Annotated in this window: 24 protein-coding genes; 7 read left to right on the top strand and 17 right to left on the bottom strand. The window is 72.0% G+C overall.

Going from position 1 to position 19,914, the window contains the following annotated elements; all coding sequences use genetic code 11:
• Positions 1-35 precede the first annotated feature (35 nt).
• The 5 genes from gcvH to BA062_RS09090 all read right to left on the bottom strand — a co-directional run bounded on the left by gcvH (position 36) and on the right by BA062_RS09090 (position 4,258).
• The gene (gcvH, locus tag BA062_RS09110) at positions 36-419 is read right to left on the bottom strand and encodes a glycine cleavage system protein GcvH (RefSeq protein ID WP_110335626.1); all 384 of its coding nucleotides are present in this window, start codon (positions 417-419) and stop codon (positions 36-38) included.
• 91 nt (positions 420-510) lie between these two features.
• Entirely contained in the window at positions 511-1,113 is a 603-nt protein-coding gene (gene clsA, locus BA062_RS09105) for a cardiolipin synthase ClsA (RefSeq protein WP_110337131.1), read from the bottom strand.
• A 71-nt stretch (positions 1,114-1,184) separates the two neighbouring features.
• On the bottom strand, positions 1,185-1,445 hold the full coding sequence (locus BA062_RS09100; RefSeq protein WP_210406808.1) for a hypothetical protein: 261 nt from the start codon (positions 1,443-1,445) through the stop codon (positions 1,185-1,187).
• Positions 1,446-1,672: 227 nt separating this feature from the next.
• On the bottom strand, positions 1,673-3,394 hold the full coding sequence (locus tag BA062_RS09095) for an AMP-binding protein (protein ID WP_110335625.1): 1,722 nt from the start codon (positions 3,392-3,394) through the stop codon (positions 1,673-1,675).
• A gap of 12 nt (positions 3,395-3,406) precedes the next feature.
• Positions 3,407-4,258, bottom strand: a complete 852-nt coding sequence (locus tag BA062_RS09090; protein WP_110335624.1) for a crotonase/enoyl-CoA hydratase family protein — start codon at positions 4,256-4,258, stop codon at positions 3,407-3,409.
• Between the two features lie 56 nt (positions 4,259-4,314).
• Here BA062_RS09090 and BA062_RS09085 point away from each other — a divergent pair, with 56 nt between their 5' ends.
• Positions 4,315-5,190 (top strand): alpha/beta fold hydrolase, encoded by an 876-nt coding sequence (locus BA062_RS09085; protein ID WP_110335623.1) that lies wholly within the window; start codon positions 4,315-4,317, stop codon positions 5,188-5,190.
• Here BA062_RS09085 and cobA read toward each other — a convergent pair.
• The 5 genes from cobA to rpmB form a co-directional block, all read right to left on the bottom strand.
• A complete protein-coding gene (cobA, locus tag BA062_RS09080) occupies positions 5,178-6,407 on the bottom strand; it encodes a uroporphyrinogen-III C-methyltransferase (RefSeq protein ID WP_110335622.1) in 1,230 nt (409 codons plus the stop codon). The two genes, BA062_RS09085 and cobA, sit on opposite strands and share 13 nt — an antisense overlap.
• Positions 6,408-6,775: 368 nt before the next feature.
• Positions 6,776-7,018 (bottom strand): 30S ribosomal protein S18, encoded by a 243-nt coding sequence (rpsR, locus tag BA062_RS09075; protein ID WP_110337127.1) that lies wholly within the window; start codon positions 7,016-7,018, stop codon positions 6,776-6,778.
• Positions 7,019-7,026: 8 nt separating this feature from the next.
• The gene (rpsN, locus tag BA062_RS09070; RefSeq protein ID WP_110335621.1) at positions 7,027-7,332 is read right to left on the bottom strand and encodes a 30S ribosomal protein S14; all 306 of its coding nucleotides are present in this window, start codon (positions 7,330-7,332) and stop codon (positions 7,027-7,029) included.
• A complete protein-coding gene (rpmG, locus tag BA062_RS09065) occupies positions 7,332-7,496 on the bottom strand; it encodes a 50S ribosomal protein L33 (RefSeq protein WP_110335620.1) in 165 nt (54 codons plus the stop codon). Before rpmG ends, rpsN begins: the two co-directional genes overlap by 1 nt.
• A 1-nt stretch (position 7,497) precedes the next feature.
• A complete protein-coding gene (gene rpmB / locus BA062_RS09060; RefSeq protein WP_110335619.1) occupies positions 7,498-7,734 on the bottom strand; it encodes a 50S ribosomal protein L28 in 237 nt (78 codons plus the stop codon).
• 50 nt (positions 7,735-7,784) lie between these two features.
• On the opposite strand from rpmB, the gene mrf reads away from it, so the two are divergent.
• The 4 genes from mrf to BA062_RS09040 are packed head-to-tail and all read left to right on the top strand — an operon-like array spanning position 7,785 to position 10,268.
• A complete protein-coding gene (gene mrf / locus BA062_RS09055; RefSeq protein ID WP_110335618.1) occupies positions 7,785-9,047 on the top strand; it encodes a ribosome hibernation factor-recruiting GTPase MRF in 1,263 nt (420 codons plus the stop codon).
• Positions 9,044-9,301 (top strand): type B 50S ribosomal protein L31, encoded by a 258-nt coding sequence (locus tag BA062_RS09050; protein WP_110335617.1) that lies wholly within the window; start codon positions 9,044-9,046, stop codon positions 9,299-9,301. Before mrf ends, BA062_RS09050 begins: the two co-directional genes overlap by 4 nt.
• The gene (gene rpmF, locus BA062_RS09045) at positions 9,301-9,459 is read left to right on the top strand and encodes a 50S ribosomal protein L32 (protein WP_110335616.1); all 159 of its coding nucleotides are present in this window, start codon (positions 9,301-9,303) and stop codon (positions 9,457-9,459) included. Before BA062_RS09050 ends, rpmF begins: the two co-directional genes overlap by 1 nt.
• Complete coding sequence (locus BA062_RS09040) at positions 9,456-10,268, top strand: class I SAM-dependent methyltransferase (protein WP_110335615.1); 813 nt, start codon at positions 9,456-9,458, stop codon at positions 10,266-10,268. The genes rpmF and BA062_RS09040 overlap by 4 nt, the downstream gene beginning before the upstream one ends.
• Here BA062_RS09040 and BA062_RS09035 read toward each other — a convergent pair.
• The 4 genes from BA062_RS09035 to BA062_RS09020 form a co-directional block, all read right to left on the bottom strand.
• Positions 10,247-11,674, bottom strand: coding sequence for a pyridoxal phosphate-dependent decarboxylase family protein (locus BA062_RS09035; protein ID WP_110335614.1), 1,428 nt, complete (start codon positions 11,672-11,674; stop codon positions 10,247-10,249). The two genes, BA062_RS09040 and BA062_RS09035, sit on opposite strands and share 22 nt — an antisense overlap.
• Complete coding sequence (locus BA062_RS09030; RefSeq protein ID WP_110335613.1) at positions 11,671-12,996, bottom strand: MFS transporter; 1,326 nt, start codon at positions 12,994-12,996, stop codon at positions 11,671-11,673. Before BA062_RS09030 ends, BA062_RS09035 begins: the two co-directional genes overlap by 4 nt.
• Positions 12,997-13,069: 73 nt before the next feature.
• Positions 13,070-14,089, bottom strand: a complete 1,020-nt coding sequence (locus tag BA062_RS09025; protein WP_110335612.1) for an LLM class F420-dependent oxidoreductase — start codon at positions 14,087-14,089, stop codon at positions 13,070-13,072.
• 17 nt (positions 14,090-14,106) lie between these two features.
• Entirely contained in the window at positions 14,107-15,024 is a 918-nt protein-coding gene (locus tag BA062_RS09020) for an oxygenase MpaB family protein (protein WP_110335611.1), read from the bottom strand.
• Positions 15,025-15,099: 75 nt separating this feature from the next.
• Here BA062_RS09020 and BA062_RS09015 point away from each other — a divergent pair, with 75 nt between their 5' ends.
• Positions 15,100-15,708, top strand: a complete 609-nt coding sequence (locus tag BA062_RS09015; protein WP_110335610.1) for a TetR/AcrR family transcriptional regulator — start codon at positions 15,100-15,102, stop codon at positions 15,706-15,708.
• On the opposite strand, the gene dmpG is transcribed toward BA062_RS09015, so the two are convergent.
• Together dmpG and BA062_RS09005 are read right to left on the bottom strand one after the other, a co-directional pair.
• Complete coding sequence (dmpG, locus tag BA062_RS09010; RefSeq protein WP_110335609.1) at positions 15,709-16,728, bottom strand: 4-hydroxy-2-oxovalerate aldolase; 1,020 nt, start codon at positions 16,726-16,728, stop codon at positions 15,709-15,711.
• Entirely contained in the window at positions 16,725-17,642 is a 918-nt protein-coding gene (locus tag BA062_RS09005) for an acetaldehyde dehydrogenase (acetylating) (RefSeq protein WP_110335608.1), read from the bottom strand. The genes dmpG and BA062_RS09005 overlap by 4 nt, the downstream gene beginning before the upstream one ends.
• A 41-nt stretch (positions 17,643-17,683) precedes the next feature.
• On the opposite strand from BA062_RS09005, the gene BA062_RS09000 reads away from it, so the two are divergent.
• The gene (locus BA062_RS09000; protein ID WP_110335607.1) at positions 17,684-18,436 is read left to right on the top strand and encodes an IclR family transcriptional regulator; all 753 of its coding nucleotides are present in this window, start codon (positions 17,684-17,686) and stop codon (positions 18,434-18,436) included.
• 269 nt (positions 18,437-18,705) lie between these two features.
• Here BA062_RS09000 and xylA read toward each other — a convergent pair whose 3' ends face one another.
• Positions 18,706-19,875 carry a xylose isomerase gene (gene xylA / locus BA062_RS08995; protein ID WP_110335606.1) on the bottom strand — a complete coding sequence of 390 codons (1,170 nt, stop codon included), beginning with the start codon at positions 19,873-19,875 and terminating at the stop codon, positions 18,706-18,708.
• Between the last annotated feature and the right edge of the window lie 39 nt (positions 19,876-19,914).

Below are 19,914 nucleotides of genomic sequence, written 5' to 3'. Positions count from 1 at the left end.
TGCCACGTCGGCCGAAGGCGCCGGGGCTCCCCTGATCAGCCCTCGGTCACGCGCTGGTAGGCCTCGGCGTCCAGCAGGCTCTCGACGGCGCTCGCGTCGTCGAGCTTGATCTCGATCAGCCAGCCCTCGCCGTAGGGGTCGCTGTTGATGAGCTCGGGCGATTCGGACACCGCGTCGTTCACCGCCACGATCTCACCGTCGAGCGGAGCGAAGAGCTCGGAGACACTCTTGGTCGACTCGACCTCGCCGAACACGTCACCGGCGTCGACCTGGCGCCCGACCTCGGGGAGATCGACGAACACGACGTCGCCGAGCTGGTCCTGCGCGTACTCGGTGATCCCGACGCGCACGGTCCCGCCGTCGCGGACGGCGACCCACTCGTGCTCCTCGGTGTAGCGCAGCTCTTCCGGAGTGGACAACCCCGTTCCCCTTTCGTGCTCCTCACGCTGCCTGCGTGCTGCGCATCTTCGCACAGCGCCGAGGTGGCATCGCGAAAAGCACGGCAGTCCGTCACCCGGGGTGCCCGGCGGGGCGGCCGGACACGGCCTTGACGGTCTGCACGACGTAGAGCGCGCCGGACCACAGGTAGAGCAGGCCGCCCCAGATGGTGAAGGCGTAGGCGATGGGCCGCAGGATCCCGGCGGTGAGCGAGTCGCCCTGGATGAGGAGCAGCAACGGCAGCGCGTACATCAGGCAGAAGGTGGCGCCCTTGCCGACGTAGGTGACCTCGGGCGGCGCGAAACCGTTGCGGCGCAGGACGACCAGCGCGACGCCGACGATCAGTTCCCTGGCGACGAGCGCCGCGACGAACCACCACGGGATGATGTCGCGGACGAGGAACGCCACGAGCGTGGCGACGATGTAGAGCCGGTCGGCGGCGGGGTCGAGCAGCTGGCCGAGCCTGCTCGTCTGGTCCAGCCACCGGGCGAGCTTGCCGTCGAGCCAGTCGGTGAGGGCACCGAAGACCAGCACGAGCAGCGCCCAGCCGTCCTCCTCCGGCCCGAGGAGCAGCCACAGGAACACCGGCACGCCGGCGAGCCGGAGGATCGACAGGATGTTCGGCAGGGTGAGCGCCTGCCTTGCCAGCGACGGCTCGGGGGCCGTCTGCGGCATGTCCGCGTGCTCGCGGGGTCTCGCCGACTCGGTCACGCGGTCAACCGTATCGGCTCAGCGGTCCGGCGTGCTCAGGTGTGCCGCCGGTAGCTCCACCCCCGGCGGCGCAGGTCCTCCCTGGTCAGCGCCTGCGGCCTGCCGTGGTCGTCGGTGCCCATCCAGCGCGGCCTGCCCGGCCCGCTCTCGAGCACGTAGGGACGGCCGTGGCTCCACACGACCGTGCACGGCGTGGTCGGCGGGGAGCCGGCCCGCTCGGTCGAGGTCGTGGCCGTCCTGGTCGTCGTGGCTGTCCTGGCCGGGATCTGGGTCCCGTTCTCGTTCTCGGTACTCATCGCTCTCTGTGGTCGGATCCCTCGTGACGTGCCGGGGGTAACCGGCGGGTCCCGTGGTGCAAACCCGCCGGTTCGTCACTCACCCGCTACATCGGCACCTGCGGCTGATTCGTTACCCGGTAAGGCGAAACGTCACCCGGCCGATGCGAACCCGGCCGGGAGCCGCAGGTCATCGATTGTCTACAGTGGATCCTAGAGGAGCAGTGAGTCGTCACGCTGAGTAGCGTTTAGCCCTTGAGGCCCGGGAAGTCCTCCTCGCGGAACTCGCCCTCGGGCCGCTCCTGCCCGGTCGCGTCCTCCTTGCCACGCAGCTCGACGCGCCGGATCTTGCCCGAGATCGTCTTGGGCAGCTCGGCGAACTGGAGCCTGCGGATTCGCTTGTACGGAGCCAGGTGCTCGCGGCAGAAAGCCAGGATGCTCTCCGCTGTCGTGGCATCCGGCTCGTGGCCGGCCGCGAGCACGACGTAGGCCTTGGGCACCGCGAGCCTGATCGGGTCCGGCGAGGGCACCACGGCGGCCTCGGCGACGGCGTCGTGCTCCAGCAGCACGCTCTCCAGCTCGAAGGGCGAGATCCGGTAGTCGCTCGCCTTGAACACGTCGTCGGTGCGCCCGACGTAGGTGATGTAGCCGCGCTCGTCGATCGAGCCCACGTCGCCGGTGCGGTAGTAGCCGCCCTCGAACGCGGTCGCGGTGCGCTCCTCGTCGTCGGCGTAGCCCACCATGAGCCCGGCGGGCCTGTGCGAGAGGTCGAGGCAGATCTCACCCTCGTCGGCCCGCTCGCCGGTGACCGGATCGACCAGCACCACCGAGAATCCCGGCACCGCGCGGCCCATCGAGCCCGGCTTGACCTCCTGCCCGGGCGTGTTGGCGATCTGCACGCTCGTCTCGGTCTGCCCGAAGCCGTCGCGGATGGTCACGCCCCACGCCTTGCGGACCTGCTCGATCACCTCGGGGTTGAGCGGCTCCCCCGCGCCGACCACCTTGACGGGCGGCGTGCGCAGCGCGGTCAGGTCGGCCTGGATCAGCATGCGCCACACGGTGGGCGGCGCGCAGAAGCTCGTGATGCCGCAGCGGTCCAGCTGCGCCATGAGCGCGTTCGCATCGAAACGCGTGTAGTTGTAGAGGAACACGGTCGCCTCGGCGTTCCACGGCGCGAACACGTTGCTCCACGCGTGTTTCGCCCAGCCCGGCGACGAGATGTTGAGGTGCACGTCGCCCGGTTCGAGACCGATCCAGTACATCGTGGACAGATGGCCCACCGGGTAGGACACCTGCGTGTGCTGCACGAGCTTCGGCTGCGCCGTGGTGCCGGAGGTGAAGTACAGCAGCAGCGGGTCGGTCGCCGCGGTCGGCCCGTCGGGCGTGAACTCGCCGTCGGCGGAGTAGGCGTCGGCGAACGACAACCAGCCGGCGGCGCCGTCGACGGGCTCCCCCACCGCGATCCGCGTGTAGTCACCGGCGACGTCGGCGAACTTCTCCGCGTCGGCGGCGCGGATCACGACGTGCCGGGCGGCGCCGCGGTCGACGCGGTCACGCAGGTCGGCAGGGCCGAGCAGCGTCGACGCGGGGATGATCACGGCGCCGAGCTTGATCGCCGCGAGGATCGTCTCCCACAGCTCGACCTGGTTGCCCAGCATGAGAATGAGCCGGTCACCGCGGCGCACGCCCCGCGCGCGCAGCCAGTTGGCGACCTGGTTGGACCGCCGCGCCAGCTCCGGGTAGGTCCAGCGGCCCTCGGTGCCGTCCTCCTCGACGATCCACAAGGCGTAGCGCTCGGCGTTCGCGGGGTCGGCGGCGACCCGGTCGAACCAGTCGAGCGCCCAGTTGAACTCGGTGAACTCCGGCCACGCGAAGTTCGCGTACGCGGTGTCGTAGTCCTCGCGGTGCGCGATGAGGTAGTCCCGCGCCTCGCGGAACCGCTGATGCGCCGTCGCAGCGTCGTTGCCCACGATCTCCCTCTCTCACTCGCCCCGGAACTGAGGGGCCCGCCGTTCCATGAATGCTTGTACCGCCTCGCCGAGGTCCTTGCTGGGCAGGAACGCGGCGTTCCAGGCCGAGACGTACCGCAGCCCGGCCTCGACCCGCTGTTCGGTGCTGACGGACAGTACGTCCTTCACCCCCTGTACCACCAGCGGAGGGTTTGCGGCGATCTCGTTGGCGAGCTCCCTGGCCGCGGCCAGCACGGCGTCCTGGTCCGGGTAGACGTCGTTGACGAGGCCGATCTTCTCGGCGCGGGCGGCGTCGATGTCGCGGCCGGTGAACGCGAGCTCGCGCAGGTGTCCCTCGCCGATGATCCCGGCGAGCCGCTGGAGGCTGCCGAGGTCGGCGACGATCGCGACCTTGACCTCGCGGACGCTGAACTTCGCGTCGGCGCTGGCCAGCCGGATGTCGGCCGCGGCGATCACGTCCACCCCGCCGCCGATGCACCAGCCGGACACCGCGGCGATCACGGGCTTGCGGGTGGCCGCGACGGCGCCGACGGACTCCTGGAGCCTGCGGATCTCGGCGAGGAACTTGGTCCTCGGCCCCGCCTGCGCGTCGCCCGCGAGGTACTCGGACCAGCCGGGCAGCATCGCGGGCAGGTCGAGCCCGTAGGAGAAGTGCGCGCCGCTGCCGGTCAGCACGATCGCCCTGACGTCGGGGTCGTCGTCGAGCGACCGGAAGACCAGCGGCAGCTCCCGCCAGAAGTCGGGGCCCATGGCGTTGCCCTTCGAAGGGCCGAGCAGCGTCACCTCCGCGACGTGCCCGGCGCGCTCCACCTTGAGCGACGCCAGGTTCTGCAGGTTTTCGGCGGTTGCGGCGGGATCGGTCATGGCTGTCATCCTGACGCACGCCGTGCCGGGGCGGCCAGTCGCGTTAGCCTGAGCCCATGAGCAGCGTCACGGCACTCGACGAGCCGCTCCCCGCCCCGCGCCGGCGCTCGCCCCGGCCGCTGGAACTGGTGGGCTCCTTCGAGTTCGGCGGTCCCGACCGACACCGCCTCGCCTACACCGAGTACGGCTCGGGCCCCGACGTCGTGGTGCTGACGCACGGCATCATGTTCAGCCGCCGCATGCACGCGCCGCTCGCCCGCAAGCTCGCCGCCGAGGGCTTTCGCGTGGTGACGCTCGACCTGCTCGGGCACGGCGACTCCGACCGGCCGGCCGACTCGTGGCTGTACTCGATGCCCGCGTTCGCGGAGCAGACGGTGGCGCTGCTGGACCACCTCGGCATCGAGCGGGCGGTGGTCGGCGGGACGTCACTGGGCGCGAACGTCGCGCTGGAGGTCGCCGTCGAGGCGCCCGAGCGCGTGCAGGGGCTGATCGTCGAGATGCCGGTGCTGGACAACGCGATCGTCGCCGGGCTGCTCACGTTCGGCCCGCTGCTGTTCGCCGCGCGGTTCCTGCCGGTCACGGTGCGGGTGGTGGGGGCGCTCGCCCGCCGCGTCCCGCACGGCAGCCAGTGGGTCGACGTCGTCACCGACACGCTCGACCAGCGCCCGGCGGCGATGGCCGCGCTGCTGCACGGCGTGTTCTTCGGCCGGATCGCGCCACCCAGGTCGGTGCGCGGGGAGATCCGCGTGCCGACGCTGGTGATCGGCCACCAGCGCGATCCGATCCACCCTTTCGGCGACGCCGACACGCTCGCGGCCGACCTGCCGGACGCCGAGTTCGTCCAGGCCCGCAGCCCGGTGGAGCTCCGTATCGACCCGGCGCGGCTGACCGAGCGGATCACCGGGTTCGTCCGCGAGCGCTACGAGCGCTGAACCGGGGCGCCGACCTCGGCGACCGGCCCGATCACGGTGACGGCGGGCGGCTTGATCCCCGCCGCCCCGGCGTCCACCGCGATCTCCTTGAGCGTCGAGCGCACGACCTTCTGGGAACGCATCGTGCCGTCCTGGATCATCGCGACCGGGGTATCGGCGGGGCGGCCCGCCTTCACGAGCGCGTCGGCGAACTGCTCGATCCGCTCCACGCCCATCATGAGCACGACGGTGCCGCGCATCCGCCCCAGCGCGTCCCAGTCGACCAGCGACTGCTCGTGTCCCGGCGGCACGTGGCCGGAGACGACCACCACCTCGTGGGCCACCCCGCGGTGGGTCACGGGGACGTCGGCGACGGCGGGCACGGCGAAGGCGCTGGTGATGCCGGGGACGACCGTGACGGGCACCCCCGCCTCGGCGCACGCGAGCACCTCCTCGAAGCCGCGGCCGAAGACGTAGGGGTCACCACCCTTGAGGCGCACCACGAACTTGCCGGCCCTGGCGTTGTCCACGAGCGCCTTGTTGATCACGTCCTGGCTGGCGGCGCGGCCGTAGGGGATCTTCGCGGCGTCGATCACCTCGACGTGCGGGGCCAGCTCGTCGAGCAGCTCACGGGGCGCGAGCCGGTCGACCACCACCACGTCGGCCCTGGCCAGCAGGCGGCGGCCGCGGACGGTGATCAGCTCGGGGTCGCCGGGCCCTCCGCCGACCAGGGCGACCCCGGCCTGTTCCCGCTCGACGTCCTCGCCGGGGTCGGCGACGGTCCGCGCGCGCAGGGCGTCGAGCACGTTGTCGCGCACGGCGGCGGAGCGGCGCGGGTTGCCGCCGGAGAGCACACCCAGCAGCAGCCCGTCGTGCTCCCCCGCGGCGGGGGTGACGGCGCTGCCCTCGATGCCGTTGTCGGCGCGCACGCAGAACACCCGGGAGCGCTCGGCCTCCGCGCACACGGCGGCGTTGACATCGGGATCGTCGGTGAGCGCGAGCGCGTACCAGGCGTCCTTCAGGTCGCCCTCGCGGTAGGCCCGCCGGTGCCAGGTGAGCTCCCCGGCGTCGGCCATCGCGCTCACGGACGGGGTGGTCTCGGGCGAGATCAGCTCCACCACGGCACCGGCTCTGGTCAGCCTCGGCAGCCGTCGCTGCGCGACCGTGCCGCCGCCGATCACGACCACGCGGCGTCCCGCGAGGTCAAGCCCGACCAGGTAGTGCTGCTCGTCCGCCATGCGTGCAAGCATGCCGTCCGGCGTTCGCGGGCGCGCGGTCAGGGTTGCGACGTCCCGCGGTGCCGCCGCGGCCAGGGGGCGCCGATCGCCCCCTCCGCGACCGCACTGCTTTTGACCAGGCCTTTCCCGTGGGGACCTGGGTCGCGCGGGCGGGCTCGGGCACCGGTCACGGTCCCGGCGCCGCGCACCGCCCGGACCTGCGACGGCACCGCTGTCACGGCGGGGTGCGGCCAGCATCACAAGGCTGGCAGACCTGCCCCCAAGGCCACCTTTGTTGCGTGGATCGAGCACCGCGGCGCGCAGCGTCTCCGTTTGGGTGGTGGCGGGAGACGGGTGGGAGCAACAAAGGTGGCCTTGGGGGCTGTCGGTCAGGCGCGCTTCGACGCGGGGTAGGGCAGCAGGGCCATCTCGCGGGCGTTCTTGATCGCCGTGGCGACCTGCTTCTGTTCCTGCGGGGTGACGCCCGTGACCCGGCGGGCGCGGATCTTGCCCCGGTCGGAGATGAACTTGCGCAGGAGGTCGACATCCTTCCAGTCGACGTACTCCACGCGCTCGGCCCGCAGCAGGTTCCGCTTGCGCTTGCCGGGACGCACCCGGTCGGTCTTCGCCACGATCCTCCTCACCAGCTCGACTTGCTCACGCCGGGCAGCTCGCCCCGGTGTGCCAGCTCCCGCAGCCGGATCCGGGAGAGGCCGAACGCGCGGAAGTAGCCGCGCGGGCGGCCGTCCACGGTGTCGCGGTTGCGGATCCGCGTGCGGCTCGCGTCGCGGGGCATCGCCTGCAGCGCCGACACGGCGGCCGCCTTCTCCTCCGCTGTGGACCGCGGCGAGCGGATCACGGCCTTCAGCTCCGCACGGCGCTCCGCGTACCGCGCGGCGATCGTCTTGCGCTGCTCGTTGCGGGCGATCTTCGATTTCTTGGCCATCAGCGCTCCTCGCGGAACTCGACGTGGCGGCGGGCGCGCGGGTCGTACTTGCGCAGCACCATGCGGTCGGGGTCGTTGCGGCGGTTCTTCCTGGTCACGTAGGTGTAGCCGGTGCCGGCGGTGGACCGGAGCTTGATGATCGGCCGGACGTCGTTGCGGGCCATGTCAGAGCCTGACCCCCTTCGCGCGCAGCTCGGCGACCACGGCGTCGATCCCGCGCTTGTCGATCGTCTTCATGCCCTTCACCGACACGCGCAGGCGCACCCAGCGGTTCTCGCTCGGCACCCAGTACCTGCGTGTCTGCACGTTGACGTCCCAGCGCCGCGACGTGCGGCGGTGGGAGTGCGAGACCTGTTTGCCGAACCCCGGTTTGCGGCCGGTGACCTGGCAGATCGCGGACACACACCCTCCCTCTTTGATATTGATAACCGTTTTCATTTACAGTACACGACGTGACCGACAAGCACCGTGTGCCCCTCGTCCTGATCAGCGGCCTCTCCCCCGGGCCCGTCGCGCACCTCGCCGAGAGGTTCCGCGCGGCCGGCCGCGGCACGACGGTCGTCCACTACGACCTCCGCAACATCGGCGCGGGGATCGTCCACCGGCGCCTGCAGGCCGGCCCTCGCGACCAGCTGGTGACGCTCGAGCTCGACCACGGCTGCGTGTCCTGCACGCTCCGGCACGACCTGCTGCCCCTGCTGCGCGGGCTCGCCGCGACGCCCGCCGTGGAGCGGATCGTCGTGCGCCTCGACGAGGCGATGGAGCCCGAGCGCGTGTGCTGGGAGCTGCACCACGTGCTCGTCGGCGACCGCCCGGTCATCGAGGACGTGGAGGTGGAGGCCGTGGTGACCGTGGTCGACGCGGCGAGCTGGCTCGCCGACGCGACCGGCGACGACACGCTGGAGGAGCGCGGCCTGCGCGGCGCCCCCGACGACGAGCGCACCCTCGCCCAGGTGGCCCTGGCTCAGGTGGAGTTCGCCGACGTGCTCGTGTTCGCCGGCAGCGCGCCCGACGCGTGGACCGCCGCCAAGACCGGTGCCGTCCTCGAACGCGTCGCACCGTCCGCGCCCCTGCTCGAACTGTCCGGTGTGGACACCGCGACACTGCTCGCCGCCGTACCACCGCACGCCCGCAGGGGCGAGCCCGCCGACCCGCACGGCGCGCTGCTGTCCGGCGAACCGCCGCTGCACGCCGACTGCGGCGTGAGCGTGCTGACGTTCACCGCACAGCGGCCGTTCCACCCGCAACGCCTGCACGAGGCGATCGACCTGCTGCTCGACGGCGTCGTGCGCACGCGCGGCCGCGCGTGGGTGGCGAGCCAGCCGGACGTGGCCTTCTGGGTGGAGTCGGCCGGTGGCGGCCTCGGCATCGGCCACGCCGGGCCGTGGCTCGACTCGGCCGACGGCCCCGCGTGGGAGGACGTCTCCGCCGAGCGGCGCACACTCGCCTCGCTGCGCTGGGACCCCGTGTGGGGCGACCGCGCGCAGGAGCTCGTGATCGTGACCCACCTGGCCGAGCCCGCCGAGATCGAGGCCGCCCTGCGCGCGGCTCTGCTCACCGACGCCGAGCTCGCCGAGGGCAGGCAGGCCTGGGCCCGCTACCCCGACCCGTTCGGCTCCTGGCACGAGGAACCGTGCGAGGACACCGACCCCGCGCCCGACCGCTTCGATGTCTTCGATGTCGGCGCACCCTCCGGAAAGGACGACACACCGTGAAACCCGGCATCCATCCCGACTACCACCCCGTGGTGTTCAAGGACTCCGCCACCGGCGACGCCTTCCTCACCCGCTCCACCGTCACGTCGGAGCGCACCATCGAGTGGAGCGACGGCAACACCTACCCGCTCGTGCTCGTCGACGTGAGCGCGTGGTCGCACCCGTTCTGGACCGGCACGCGCCGTATCATGGACACCGCGGGCCAGGTCGAGAAGTTCCACCGCCGCTACGGCACGCGGAAGGGCGGGCGCTGATGGCCGTTCCCAAGCGCAAGATGTCGCGCAGCAACACCCGTTCGCGCCGCGCCCAGTGGAAGGCCACGCCGCCCGACCTGGTGCCCATCACGGTCGACGGCGAGCGGATGCTCGTGCCGTGCAGGCTCGTCAAGCACTTCCAGCGGTTCGGCCGATGAGCGCCGGAGGCGTCGGCGACGTCTTCAGCGCCGCGCACGACGAGTTCGCCCTGTGGTCCGCGCGGTTGTGGCAACCGCTGGGCGAGCTGCTGACGGCGGTGTCGCGGCCCGCGCCCGGTGAGCGAGTGCTCGACGCGTGCTGCGGCGCGGGTGCCTCCGCGATCCCCGCAGCCCGCGCCGTCGGCGCCTCCGGTGTCGTGCACGCCGTGGACCTGGCCGAGCGGCTCGTCGCGCGCGGCGCCCGGGAAGCGGAGGCGCTCGGACTGGCCCAGGCCCGTTTCGAGACCGCCGACGTGCTCACCCGCGACGGCGGGCCCTACGACGTGGTGCAGTCGGCGTACGGCGTGTTCTTCTTCCCCGACATGGACGAGGGCGCGCGCACACTGGTGGGCAGACTGCGGCCGGGCGGTCGGTTCGCGGTCAGCACGTGGCTCGCCGACGGCATGGCGAGGATCGTCCCGGTGGGCCGCGACGCCGCGCTGCCCGAACGCCCGGAACTCGCGGGACAGGCGGGCAGGCCGAACGCGGCAGAGCGGGTGGACACCCCGGAGAAGCTCACCGCGTGGCTGTCCTCGCTCGGACTGCGCGACGTCACCGTGCACCAGGTGCGGTACGTCCAGCCGCTGCATCCCGACGACGCCTGGACGTTCTACCTCGGCGCCGCGATGCGCGGGTTCGTGGAAGGCCTCGGCCCCGAGGCGCTGGAGCGCGTGCGGCGCCGGTTCCTCGACGGCCTGCGCGAGGCCGGGATCGACACGCTCGACGGCAGCTCGCTGATCGGCGTCGGCTACCGCGACGGCGGACGGTAGAGCAGGCCGAGGAACTCCAGCAAGAGGCGTTCCCGCAGCCGCGCGGGCGCGACGGCGAGCAGCGCGTTGATCGGCGCCATCCGCCCGGGCAGCCCGGCCCCGCCGGCGAGCCCCGCCCCGGCGAGCAGTCCCTCGAACTGCTCGGGGGTCAGCCGGTCGGGGTCGAGCGCGGCGATCAGCTGCTCCAGCTCCGCGCCCACCACCACGGGGCCCGCCTCGCGCGCGGCGGCGACCGAGGCGGCGAGGTCGGCGACGAACGCCGCCTCGCCGCCCCGGTTGGCCGCCGTGATCGTCAGGTGCAGGTTCACCGGCGAGGCGCCGTGCGCGAACTGGGGCTGCACGTACCAGCCGCGCTCCTTCATCTCGTCGGCCACGGTGAACAGGTCGAACCCCGGTTCCCCTTCGAGAGCCAGCGCGAGCAGCGTCGAGTCAGGGGAACCCAGCACGCGCAGGCCGTCGACCTTCTCCACGCCCGCACGGATCTCCGTGACGGCGGCCAGCGTGTCGCGGGCGAGCCGCTCGTACCCGGCGTCGCCGACGTGGCGCACCACGGCCCACGCCGCGGCGAGCGGGCCGCCCGAGCGCGTCGACTGCAGCGTGGTGTTGAGCATCGTGTACCCGGGCCAGCCGGCGCTCGCGAAGTAGTGACCCCGGCGCAGGCCCGCGTCGGCGTGCAACAGTACCGAGACACCCTTGGGACAGTAGGCGTACTTGTGCAGGTCCACGGAGATGCTCGTGACACCGGGGACCGTGAAGTCGAAGGGCGGGACGGCCGCACCGGCGCGCCGCAGGTACGGCAGGACCCAGCCGCCGATGCACGCGTCGACGTGCACGCGCACGCCCCTCGCCGACGCGGCCCTCGCGATCTCGGCGACGGGATCCACCACGCCGTGGGCGTAGGACGGCGCGCTCGCCACCACCAGCACCGTGTTCTCGTCGATGGCCGCCGCCATCGCCGCCGGGTCCGCGCGGAACGTCACCGGGTCGACGGGCACGTCCACCGCGCGCACGCCGAACAGATGCGCGGCCTTGTGGAACGCGGCGTGCACCGTGGTGGGCAACACCATCTTCGGCTCCGCGACGTCGCGGCGGCCCTCACGCGCGGCGAGCACGGCGAGCAGGCACGACTCCGTCCCGCCCGACGTCACCGAGCCGACGGTGTCCGGCGTGCCGCCGACCAGCGCCGCCGCCGACGCGACGAGGTCGTTCTCCATGCGCAGCAGGCTCGGGAACGCCGTGGGGTCGAGGCCGTTGGCCGACGACGCGAGCGCGTGGGCCCGCGCACCCAGCTCGTCGAGCCCGGCCAGGCCGCTGTCGTAGACGTAGGCCAGTGTGCGCCCGCCGTGGGTGGGCAGGTCGCCCTCACGCAGCGCCGCCAGCTCGGCGAGCACGTCCCCGGCGCTCATGCCCCGGCCTCCGCAGGACGGCGGGGGGTCTCCAGCACACTGCGCCGCAGCAGCGGGATGCCGAGCAGGATCAGCACGGCGGGCAGCGCCGAGAAGCCGACGGTGATCGCGGTGATCGCGCTGTCCGGCTGCGCGGCCGAGGAGTCCACACTGGACAGATAGCCGCCCGCGGCCAGCACGAGGCCGAACAGGCCGGGGCCGAGGGCGAGGCCGAGCGTCTCGGCGGCCGTCCACACGCCCGCGGTCACCCCGGCACGGGTGGCGCCGGTGCGCTCCTCCTCCGCCGAGATGAGGTCCGGCAGGATCGCCAGCGGGAACACCTGGATGCCCGCGTAGCCGACCCCGGCGAGCGCGACGAAGACGAACACCACCGCCGTCGGCAGCGACTGGGCGAACACCAGGCCCAGCAACGCCACCGCGAACGCCGCCGTGGCGACGCGGAAACCCATCAGCTTCCCGCCGGAGCGGCCGAGCCGGTCCCACAGCGGCATCACGAGCAGCGCGGGGCCGACGAACCCGGCGAACAGCATCGACTGCAGGCCCGCGTCGCCCAGCACGTACCGCGCCACGTAGCTCACCCCCGCCAGCAGCGTCGCCACCCCCAGCGACTGGACGAAGTAGACACTCAGCAGCCAGCGGAAGGGCTTCCACGCCTTCATCGTGGCGAACAGCTCGCGCCACGTCGGGCTCGGCTGCAGCAGCTTGCCCGCCGGGGCACCCTTGATGCCGAAGAACACCGACAGCGTGCCCAGGACGATCAGCACGGCCACGAACACGCCCATCACGCGGTAGCCGTTCACGCCGCCGACCGACTCGGCGATCGCCGGAGCCACGGCGCCGGAGACGAGGATCGCCAGCGCCAGCACGCCGATGCGCCACGTGGTGATCCGGGTGCGCTCGTGGTAGCCCTCGGTCAGCTCGGCGGGCAGCGCGTTGAACGGCACCTGGAAGAACGCGAACGCCGTGGCGCACACGAAGAACATCAGCACGACGTAGGCGGAGTCGAGACCGACGCTGTCGAAGCCGGGGTGGGCGAACAGCGCCGCGAAGAACACCGCCAGCACCAGCCCGCCCCACAGCAGCGAACGCCGCCTGTTGCCGCGCCTGGCGAGGCCCGCGTCGGAGATCCGGCCGGCGACGGGGTTGAACAGCACGTCCCACGCCTTGGGCAGCAGCACGATGGCACCCGCCGCGGCGGCGGGCACGGCCATCGTGTCGGTCAGGTAGGGCAGCAACAGCAGCCCGGGCACCGTGCCGAAGGCACCGGTGACGAACGAGCCGAGCGAGTAACCGAGACGGGTTCTCGTCCCCAGTGCCGACATGGTCCTCCTCGCCAGCTGATCAGGTGAGGGAATCGTTCCACCCTCCCGAGCCCGCCGGCGAGGCGGGCCACGTTCAGGACAGCACGTCGGCCACCGTGCGCAGGGTCGCCGCGTCGCCGCGCACGAGCAGCGTGGTCACCACCGACTCCTCCCACGCCGCCAGCTCGTCGCGGATCTTCGCCGGCGGGCCGATCAGGGCCGTGTCCTCCACGAGCCTCGTGGGGATCGCCGCGGTCGCCTCCGCCTTGTGCCCGCCGAGGTAGAGGTCCTGGACCTTGTCGGCCACCTCCTCGTAGCCCATGCGCGCGAACACGTCGTGGTGGAAGTTGACGTCCTTCGCGCCCATGCCGCCGATGTAGAGGGCCAGCGCGGGTTTGATCAGGTTCGCCGCCTCTTCCACGTCGTCGTGCACGATCACCGGCACCGACGCGGCCACCTCGAAGTCCTTGGCCGGCTCGGCGCGGCGGGCGAAGCCCTCCTCCAGCGCGGCACGGTAGAAGCCGTCGGTGCGCGGCGCGAAGAACAACGGGAGCCAGCCGTCGCAGATCTCCGCCGACAGCGCCACGTTCTTCGGCCCCTCGGCCGCGAGGTAGATCGGGATGTGCTTGCGCAGCGGGTGCACGGTCGACTTGAGCGGCTTGCCGAGACCGGTGCCGCCCGGGAGCGGCAGCTGGTACTGCCTGCCGCTGTGGGTCACCGGCTCCTCGCGCGCGACCACCTTGCGGACGATGTCCACGTACTCGCGGGTGCGGGCCAGCGGCCGGGGGTACGGCTGGCCGTACCAGCCCTCCACCACCTGCGGTCCGGACGCGCCGAGGCCGAGCACGAACCGGCCGCCGCTGAGGTGGTCGAGGGTCATGGCCGCCATCGCGGTGGCCGTCGGCGTGCGCGCCGACATCTGCACGATGTTGGTGCCGAGCGTGACGCGGGACGTCGAGGCGCCCCACCACGCGAGCGGGGTCAGCGCGTCGGAGCCGTACCCCTCGGCCGTCCACACCGAGTCGAAGCCCAGCTCCTCGGCCGCGCGGATCGCCTCCAGCGCGCCCTCCGGCGGACCCGAGGACCAGTACCCGATGTGGTAGCCCAGTTTCACGGTGTCTCCTTCGACAGTCAGGCCGGCGAGTAGTGCGTCGGCGAGTCGCGCTCCCCGACAGGCGGTAGGTTACGCGCCGGTGTCTCCACCAGCGGGGTGTTCGCGGGGTCCTTGCCCAGCGCGCGGCGCCAGCCGGCGCGGGCGCGCGGGTGGTAGCGGCGCTCGAACGGCACGAACCGGAACGCGACGCCGATCGCCTTGCCCACCAGGCGGTGCAGCCGCTGGTCGCGGGCGCTCCAGGTGTAGCCGAGCTTCTCGCGGACCGGCTCGTCGTACATGCCCACGGTGAGCCACACGAAGCCGCGCATCGCGGGCCCGCGCACGAGGCGCCACAGCGCGTCGGGCAGCCAGGGCAGTGCGGCGGGCTTGGCGATCTCCTCGATGTCCAGCACGTCGCGGGTGGCCTTGTTGTCCTCGAGCACCTCGCGGCACATGTGGTCCCAGTACTCGCAGAACTCCTCCCACGTCTTCGGCACCGGGCGCATCGACATGTCGTACATCCGGTACCAGCGCACGTGCTCGTCGAACAGCGTCCGCTTCTGCCGCTCGGTGAGCCCGCCCATGAAGTTCTCGGCGATCAGCAGGGTGCTGACGAAGAACGTGGCGTGGGCCCAGTAGAACGTGCCCGGGTTCAGCGCGTGGTAGCGGCGGCCGTGTTTGTCGGTGCCCTTGATCGTGTCGTGGTAGCCGCGCACCTCCAGCGCCGTGCGGTGCGCCCGGTCGCCGTCGTAGATCACGCCGCCGATCGGGTAGAGCGAGCGGAACAGCCGCTCCCAGCGCTCGTTGAAGAACTGCGAGTGCTCCTCCACACCGGCCCCCAGTTCGGGGTGCATGTTCTGCATGGAGCCCGCCCACAACGCGATGAGCAGTCCCCGCCAGTCGCCGAAGATCCGCCAGGTCAGTGAGTCGGGGCCCAGTGGCTCGACCTGTGTCATGTCACACTCCCAAGTGACTACGTGTGTTGTCAGGTTAGGATTGACAACGTTCGTAGTCAATTGAGGGGCGACACGATGACCGTCGAGGGCCGCACGTGGGCGGGCACCACGCTGACCGACCGCAGGGCCATGCGGCGCCGCCAGCTGCTCGACGCCGGGCTCGACCTGCTCGGCTCCGGGGGCAGCGGCGCGGTGAGCGTGCGGGCCGTGTGCCGGCAGTCGAAGCTCACCGAGCGGTACTTCTACGAGAACTTCGCCGACCGCGACGAGCTGATCCTCGCCGTGTACGAGGGCGTGGTCGAGGACGCCCACCGGGCGCTGGTGGAGGCCGTCGACACCGCGGGCAAGGGTGCCGGGGCCAGGGCCGAGGCCGCCGTCACCGCGTTCGTCACCCTCATCCTCGACGACCCGCGCAAGGGCCGGGTGCTGTTGCTCGCCCCGCTCGCCGACCCCGCACTCAACCGGCGCGGCACCGAGCGCATCCCGATGTTCGCCGAGCTCGTGCGCGAGCAGCTGTCCGACAAGACCGACGAGGGCGACCGCGCCATGACCGCGACCGCCCTCGTCGGCGGCCTCGCCAACCTGTTCACCGCCTACCTCGGTGGCGGCCTCGACGTCAGCCGCGAGCGCCTGATCGCCCACTGCGTGCGGCTCGTGCTCGGCGCCAACGCGTTGCACAGCTGATCACGCGCTTTTCTTCTCCTCGGCGAGCTCCAGCGCGATGCCGATGATCATGTCCTCCTGGCCGCCGACGTAACGGCGCTCCCCCACCCGATACAGGATCTCGTGCGCGGGTACGCCATAGCGCTCCGCGGCGCGTTCGGCGTGCAGCAGGAAACTGGAGTACACGCCCGCGAAGCCCTGGACGATCGACGAGCGGTCCATCACCGGCAGGCGCGTGATGTAGGGCTTCACCACGTTCTCGGCGGCGTCCATCAGCACGTCCTTGTCCACGCCAGTCTCGACGCCGAGCCGTTCGAACGTCGCCGCCAGCACCTCGGTCGGCGAGTTCCCCGCCCCCGCGCCGAGCGCGAGCAGCGAGCCGTCGATCTGCCGGGCGCCCGCGCGGTAGGCGAGCACCGAGTTGGCGACGCCGAAGCTGAGGTTCTGGTGGCCGTGGTAGCCGACCTGGGCCTGGTCGCCGACCTCGGCGACGAGCGCCGCGACGCGGTCGGAGGCGTCCTCCAGGATCAGCGCACCGGCCGAGTCCACGACGTACACGCACTGGCAGCCCGCGTCGACCATGATGCGGGCCTGCTTCGCGAGCGCCTCCGGCTCGGACATGTGGGCGAGCATCAGGAAGCCCACGGTCTCCAGCCCGAGCCCGCGCGCCTCGGTGAAGTGCTGGATCGAGACGTCGGCCTCGGTGCAGTGGGTCGCGATGCGCACCGCTCCGGCGCCGAGGTCCGCGGCGGCCTTCATGTCGGTGACCGTGCCGAGCCCCGGCAGGAGCAGCACGGCGATCTTCGCCTGTTTGGCCTCGTCGGCGGCCGCGGCGATCAGCTCGCGCTCGTCGACGAGCGAGAAGCCGTAGTTGAACGTCGACCCGCCGAGTCCGTCGCCGTGGGTGACCTCGATGAGCGAGATCCCCGCGTCGTCGAGCGCCCGCACCGTGTCGCGCACGTTCCGCTCGGTGAACTGGTGGGCCATCGCGTGGCTGCCGTCGCGCAGCGTCGTGTCGACGAGCCGGACCCGCTCGTTCATGCGCTCACCGCCTTGTTCTCGATGACCCGCCCGGCGAGCAGCTCGCCGACCCTCGCGGCCGCGGCGGTCATGATGTCGAGGTTGCCCGCGTACGTCGGCAGGTAGTCGCCGTTGCCGGCCACCTCCAGGAACACCGCGACCCTGGCCTTGCCGTTCCAGCCGGGCCGGGGGTCGTCGAACTGCGGGTCGGCCTTGAGGGTGTAGCCGGGGACGTAGGCCTGCACCTCGCCGACCCTGCGGTGGATCGACTCGGTGATCGCGTCGCGGTCGGCGTCGGGGTCGATCGCGCAGAACACGGTGTCCCGCATGATCATCGGAGGCTCCACCGGGTTGATGATGATGATCGCCTTGCCCTTGGCGGCACCGCCGACCTGCTCGATGCCGTGTGCCGTGGTCTCGGTGAACTCGTCGATGTTGGCGCGGGTGCCGGGGCCCGCCGAGCGCGACGAGACCGACGCGACGATCTCGGCGTAGGACACTGGGGCCACCGACGAGACCGCGTGCACGATGGGGATCGTCGCCTGGCCACCGCACGTGATCATGTTGAGGTTGGGGGCGTCGAGCTGCTCGGGCAGGTTCACGACGGGGCACGTGAACGGGCCGACGGCGGCGGGGGTGAGGTCGATGGCCTGTATTCCGGCCTCGGCGTAGCGCGGAGCGCTCGCCAGGTGGGCCTTCGCCGACGTCGCCTCGAAGACGAGGTCGGGCCGCTCGTCCTGCGCCAGCAGCCAGTCGACCCCCTCGGCCGAGGTGCGCACGCCCTCCGCCTCGGCGCGCGTGAGTCCCTCCGACGCCGGGTCGATGCCGACCATGTACCGCACGTCGATCCGCTCGCTGCGCCGTAGCTTCGCGAGCAGGTCGGTGCCGATGTTGCCGGGGCCGACGATCGCGGCCACCGCTCGGGCTTCGCTCATGGCCAAGGACGGTCCTCCTCGGCATGGTGGATTATCAATGTATGTGTCCCGCTGATCGGAACGACTCGGATGCGTCCACCGCTGCCCGGCTCGCGGCGCTGCTGACCACCTTCTCGCCCGGTGACGACGCGCTGGGGGTCTCGGAGCTGGCGCGCAGGACGGGCCTGCCGAAGTCCAGCGTCCACCGGCTGACGGGGCATCTGGTGACCCAGGGCCTGCTGGAGCGCTCGGGAACGGGTGTGCGGCTGGCGTTGAAGCTGTTCGAGATCGGCCAGCTCGCGGTGCGCCAGCGGGGCCTCGTCGACGCGGCGCGGCCGTACCTGGAGGATCTGCGCGAGGCCACGCGCAACACGGTGCACCTCGCCGTGCTCGAAGGTACCGAGGTGGTGTACCTCGACATCCTGCGCGGCCCCGACGCGCCCGCGCTGCCGTCGCGCGTCGGCGGCCGGTTCCCCGCGCACGCGACCGCTGTGGGCAAGGCGATACTGGCGTTCTCGCCGCAGTCCACTGTGGACGCCGTGCTGGCGGCGGGGTTGCCGCGCGTGAGCGAGCGGACGGTGACGGCGCCGGGCATCCTGCACAGGCAACTGGCCCGGGTCCGTGAGGAGGGGCTCGCCTACGACCGCGAGGAGTCCGGGCTCGGCGTGGTGTGCGCGGCGAGCCCGCTGCGCGGTGCCGACGGCACCGCCCGCGCCGCGCTCTCACTGTCGGGGTGGACCAACCGCCTGCGGCTCGACCGCGTCGCCCCCGCCGTGCGCACGGCGGCGCTGGCCTTGTCGCGCACCCTCCCCTGACGCGCGAGTCGTGCGCTCCCGACAGCGAGTCGTGCACTCCGGACCGCGAGTCGTGCACTCCGGTTCGCGAGTCGTGCACTCCGGTTCGCGAGTCGTGCGCTCCCGCAGGCGGAGACGCGGCGCATCGGCACGCCGCACCCCCGCGCAACGCGAGCCACCGGCCCCGAACGCACAACTCGGCGTCCCGAACGCACGACTCGCGTGCCTGAGCGCACGACTCGCGGTTCTGGGCGCACGACTCGCGCGGCCGCGAAGGGGCAACTCGCGGCTCAGGCGGCTCCGACCAGGTGCTCGAAGGCCAGCTGCGAGAGGGCGGCGTAGCCGTAACCGCGGCGGCCCGCCGCCTCGGGGTCGAAGCCCTCGAAAGCGGTACGGTCGGCGCGGAGGTCGGCCGGCGTCTCGCCGGGCGACAGGGTCGGCGTCGCCAGCTCGGGCACCCGCGAGGCGGCCAGCGCCTCCTGTACGCGCGGGTCCGCGCGGTACGCACGCGCACGCTCCCGCAGCAGCAGGTAGCTCCTCATGTTCGCCTCCGCGCTGGCCCACACGCCCTCGGCGTCCTCGGTGCGCAGGGGCTTGTAGTCGAAATGCCTCGGGCCGTCGTAGCCGCCGTGCTCGAGGAGGTCGACGAGGAAGAACGCCGAGAGCACGTCGCCGTGCCCGAAGATCAGGTCCTGGTCGTAGCGCGGCCCGCGCTGCCCGTTGAGGTCGATGTGGAAGAGCTTGCCCTGCCACAGCGCCTGCCCGATGCCGTGTACGAAGTTGAGCCCCGCCATCTGCTCGTGCCCGACCTCGGGGTTGACGCCCACCAGCTCGTGGTGTTCCAGCTGCGAGATGAACGCCAGCGCGTGCCCGATCGTGGGCAGGAAGATGTCGCCGCGCGGCTCGTTCGGTTTCGGCTCCAGCGCGAGCCGCAGCTCGTAGCCCTGGTCGAGCACGTACTGGGCGAGCGTGTCGATGCCCTCGCGGTAGCGGTCGTACGCGGCCCGCACGTCCTTCGCCGCGTCCGTCTCCGAGCCCTCGCGGCCGCCCCACAGCACGTAGGTCGAGGCGCCCAGTTCCGCCGCGAGGTCCATGTTGCGCATCACCTTGCGCAGCGCGTACCGGCGGATGTCGCGGTCGTTGTTGGTGAGGGCGCCCTCCTTGAACACCGGCTGGCCGAACAGGTTCGTCGTCGCCATCGGCACCGCGAGCCCGGTGTCGTCGAGCGCGGCCCGGAACCGCTTGATGTGCTCTTCCCGCGTGGAATCGTTGCTGCCGAACGGGATCAGGTCGTCGTCGTGGAATGTGACGCCCCATGCGCCCAGCTCCGAGAGCTTGTGCACCGCCTCCACCGGGTCGAGCGGCGCGCGCGTGGCACCGCCGAAGGGGTCGACGGCCTGCCAGCCGACCGTCCAGAGCCCGAAGCTGAACCTGTCCTCGCGACGGGGTTGCACGACCACGATGTCCTCCAGGAAGCCGCAATAGTTTGGCGACTGAAC

Source organism: Prauserella flavalba (genome assembly GCF_003202235.1).
Lineage (GTDB): Bacteria > Actinomycetota > Actinomycetes > Mycobacteriales > Pseudonocardiaceae > Prauserella_A > Prauserella_A flavalba.
The sequence above is the reverse complement of the archived record's forward strand: the minus strand, read 5'-3'. Positions and strand labels throughout refer to the sequence as shown.

What these genes read in the sequence shown, in the direction of transcription:
- BA062_RS09040 (WP_110335615.1), top strand. Translation starts at nt 9,456, where the DNA reads ATGAGCGCCGGAGGCGTCGGCGACGTCTTCAGCGCCGCGCACGACGAG.
- clsA (WP_110337131.1), bottom strand. Translation starts at nt 1,113, where the DNA reads ATGCCGCAGACGGCCCCCGAGCCGTCGCTGGCAAGGCAGGCGCTCACC.
- BA062_RS09030 (WP_110335613.1), bottom strand. Translation starts at nt 12,996, where the DNA reads ATGTCGGCACTGGGGACGAGAACCCGTCTCGGTTACTCGCTCGGCTCG.
- cobA (WP_110335622.1), bottom strand. Translation starts at nt 6,407, where the DNA reads ATGGCGGACGAGCAGCACTACCTGGTCGGGCTTGACCTCGCGGGACGC.
- rpmF (WP_110335616.1), top strand. Translation starts at nt 9,301, where the DNA reads ATGGCCGTTCCCAAGCGCAAGATGTCGCGCAGCAACACCCGTTCGCGC.
- rpsN (WP_110335621.1), bottom strand. Translation starts at nt 7,332, where the DNA reads ATGGCCAAGAAATCGAAGATCGCCCGCAACGAGCAGCGCAAGACGATC.
- BA062_RS09085 (WP_110335623.1), top strand. Translation starts at nt 4,315, where the DNA reads ATGAGCAGCGTCACGGCACTCGACGAGCCGCTCCCCGCCCCGCGCCGG.
- BA062_RS09090 (WP_110335624.1), bottom strand. Translation starts at nt 4,258, where the DNA reads ATGACCGATCCCGCCGCAACCGCCGAAAACCTGCAGAACCTGGCGTCG.
- dmpG (WP_110335609.1), bottom strand. Translation starts at nt 16,728, where the DNA reads ATGAACGAGCGGGTCCGGCTCGTCGACACGACGCTGCGCGACGGCAGC.
- BA062_RS09005 (WP_110335608.1), bottom strand. Translation starts at nt 17,642, where the DNA reads ATGAGCGAAGCCCGAGCGGTGGCCGCGATCGTCGGCCCCGGCAACATC.
- BA062_RS09035 (WP_110335614.1), bottom strand. Translation starts at nt 11,674, where the DNA reads ATGAGCGCCGGGGACGTGCTCGCCGAGCTGGCGGCGCTGCGTGAGGGC.
- BA062_RS09015 (WP_110335610.1), top strand. Translation starts at nt 15,100, where the DNA reads ATGACCGTCGAGGGCCGCACGTGGGCGGGCACCACGCTGACCGACCGC.
- BA062_RS09000 (WP_110335607.1), top strand. Translation starts at nt 17,684, where the DNA reads ATGTGTCCCGCTGATCGGAACGACTCGGATGCGTCCACCGCTGCCCGG.
- BA062_RS09100 (WP_210406808.1), bottom strand. Translation starts at nt 1,445, where the DNA reads ATGAGTACCGAGAACGAGAACGGGACCCAGATCCCGGCCAGGACAGCC.
- rpmG (WP_110335620.1), bottom strand. Translation starts at nt 7,496, where the DNA reads ATGGCCCGCAACGACGTCCGGCCGATCATCAAGCTCCGGTCCACCGCC.
- BA062_RS09020 (WP_110335611.1), bottom strand. Translation starts at nt 15,024, where the DNA reads ATGACACAGGTCGAGCCACTGGGCCCCGACTCACTGACCTGGCGGATC.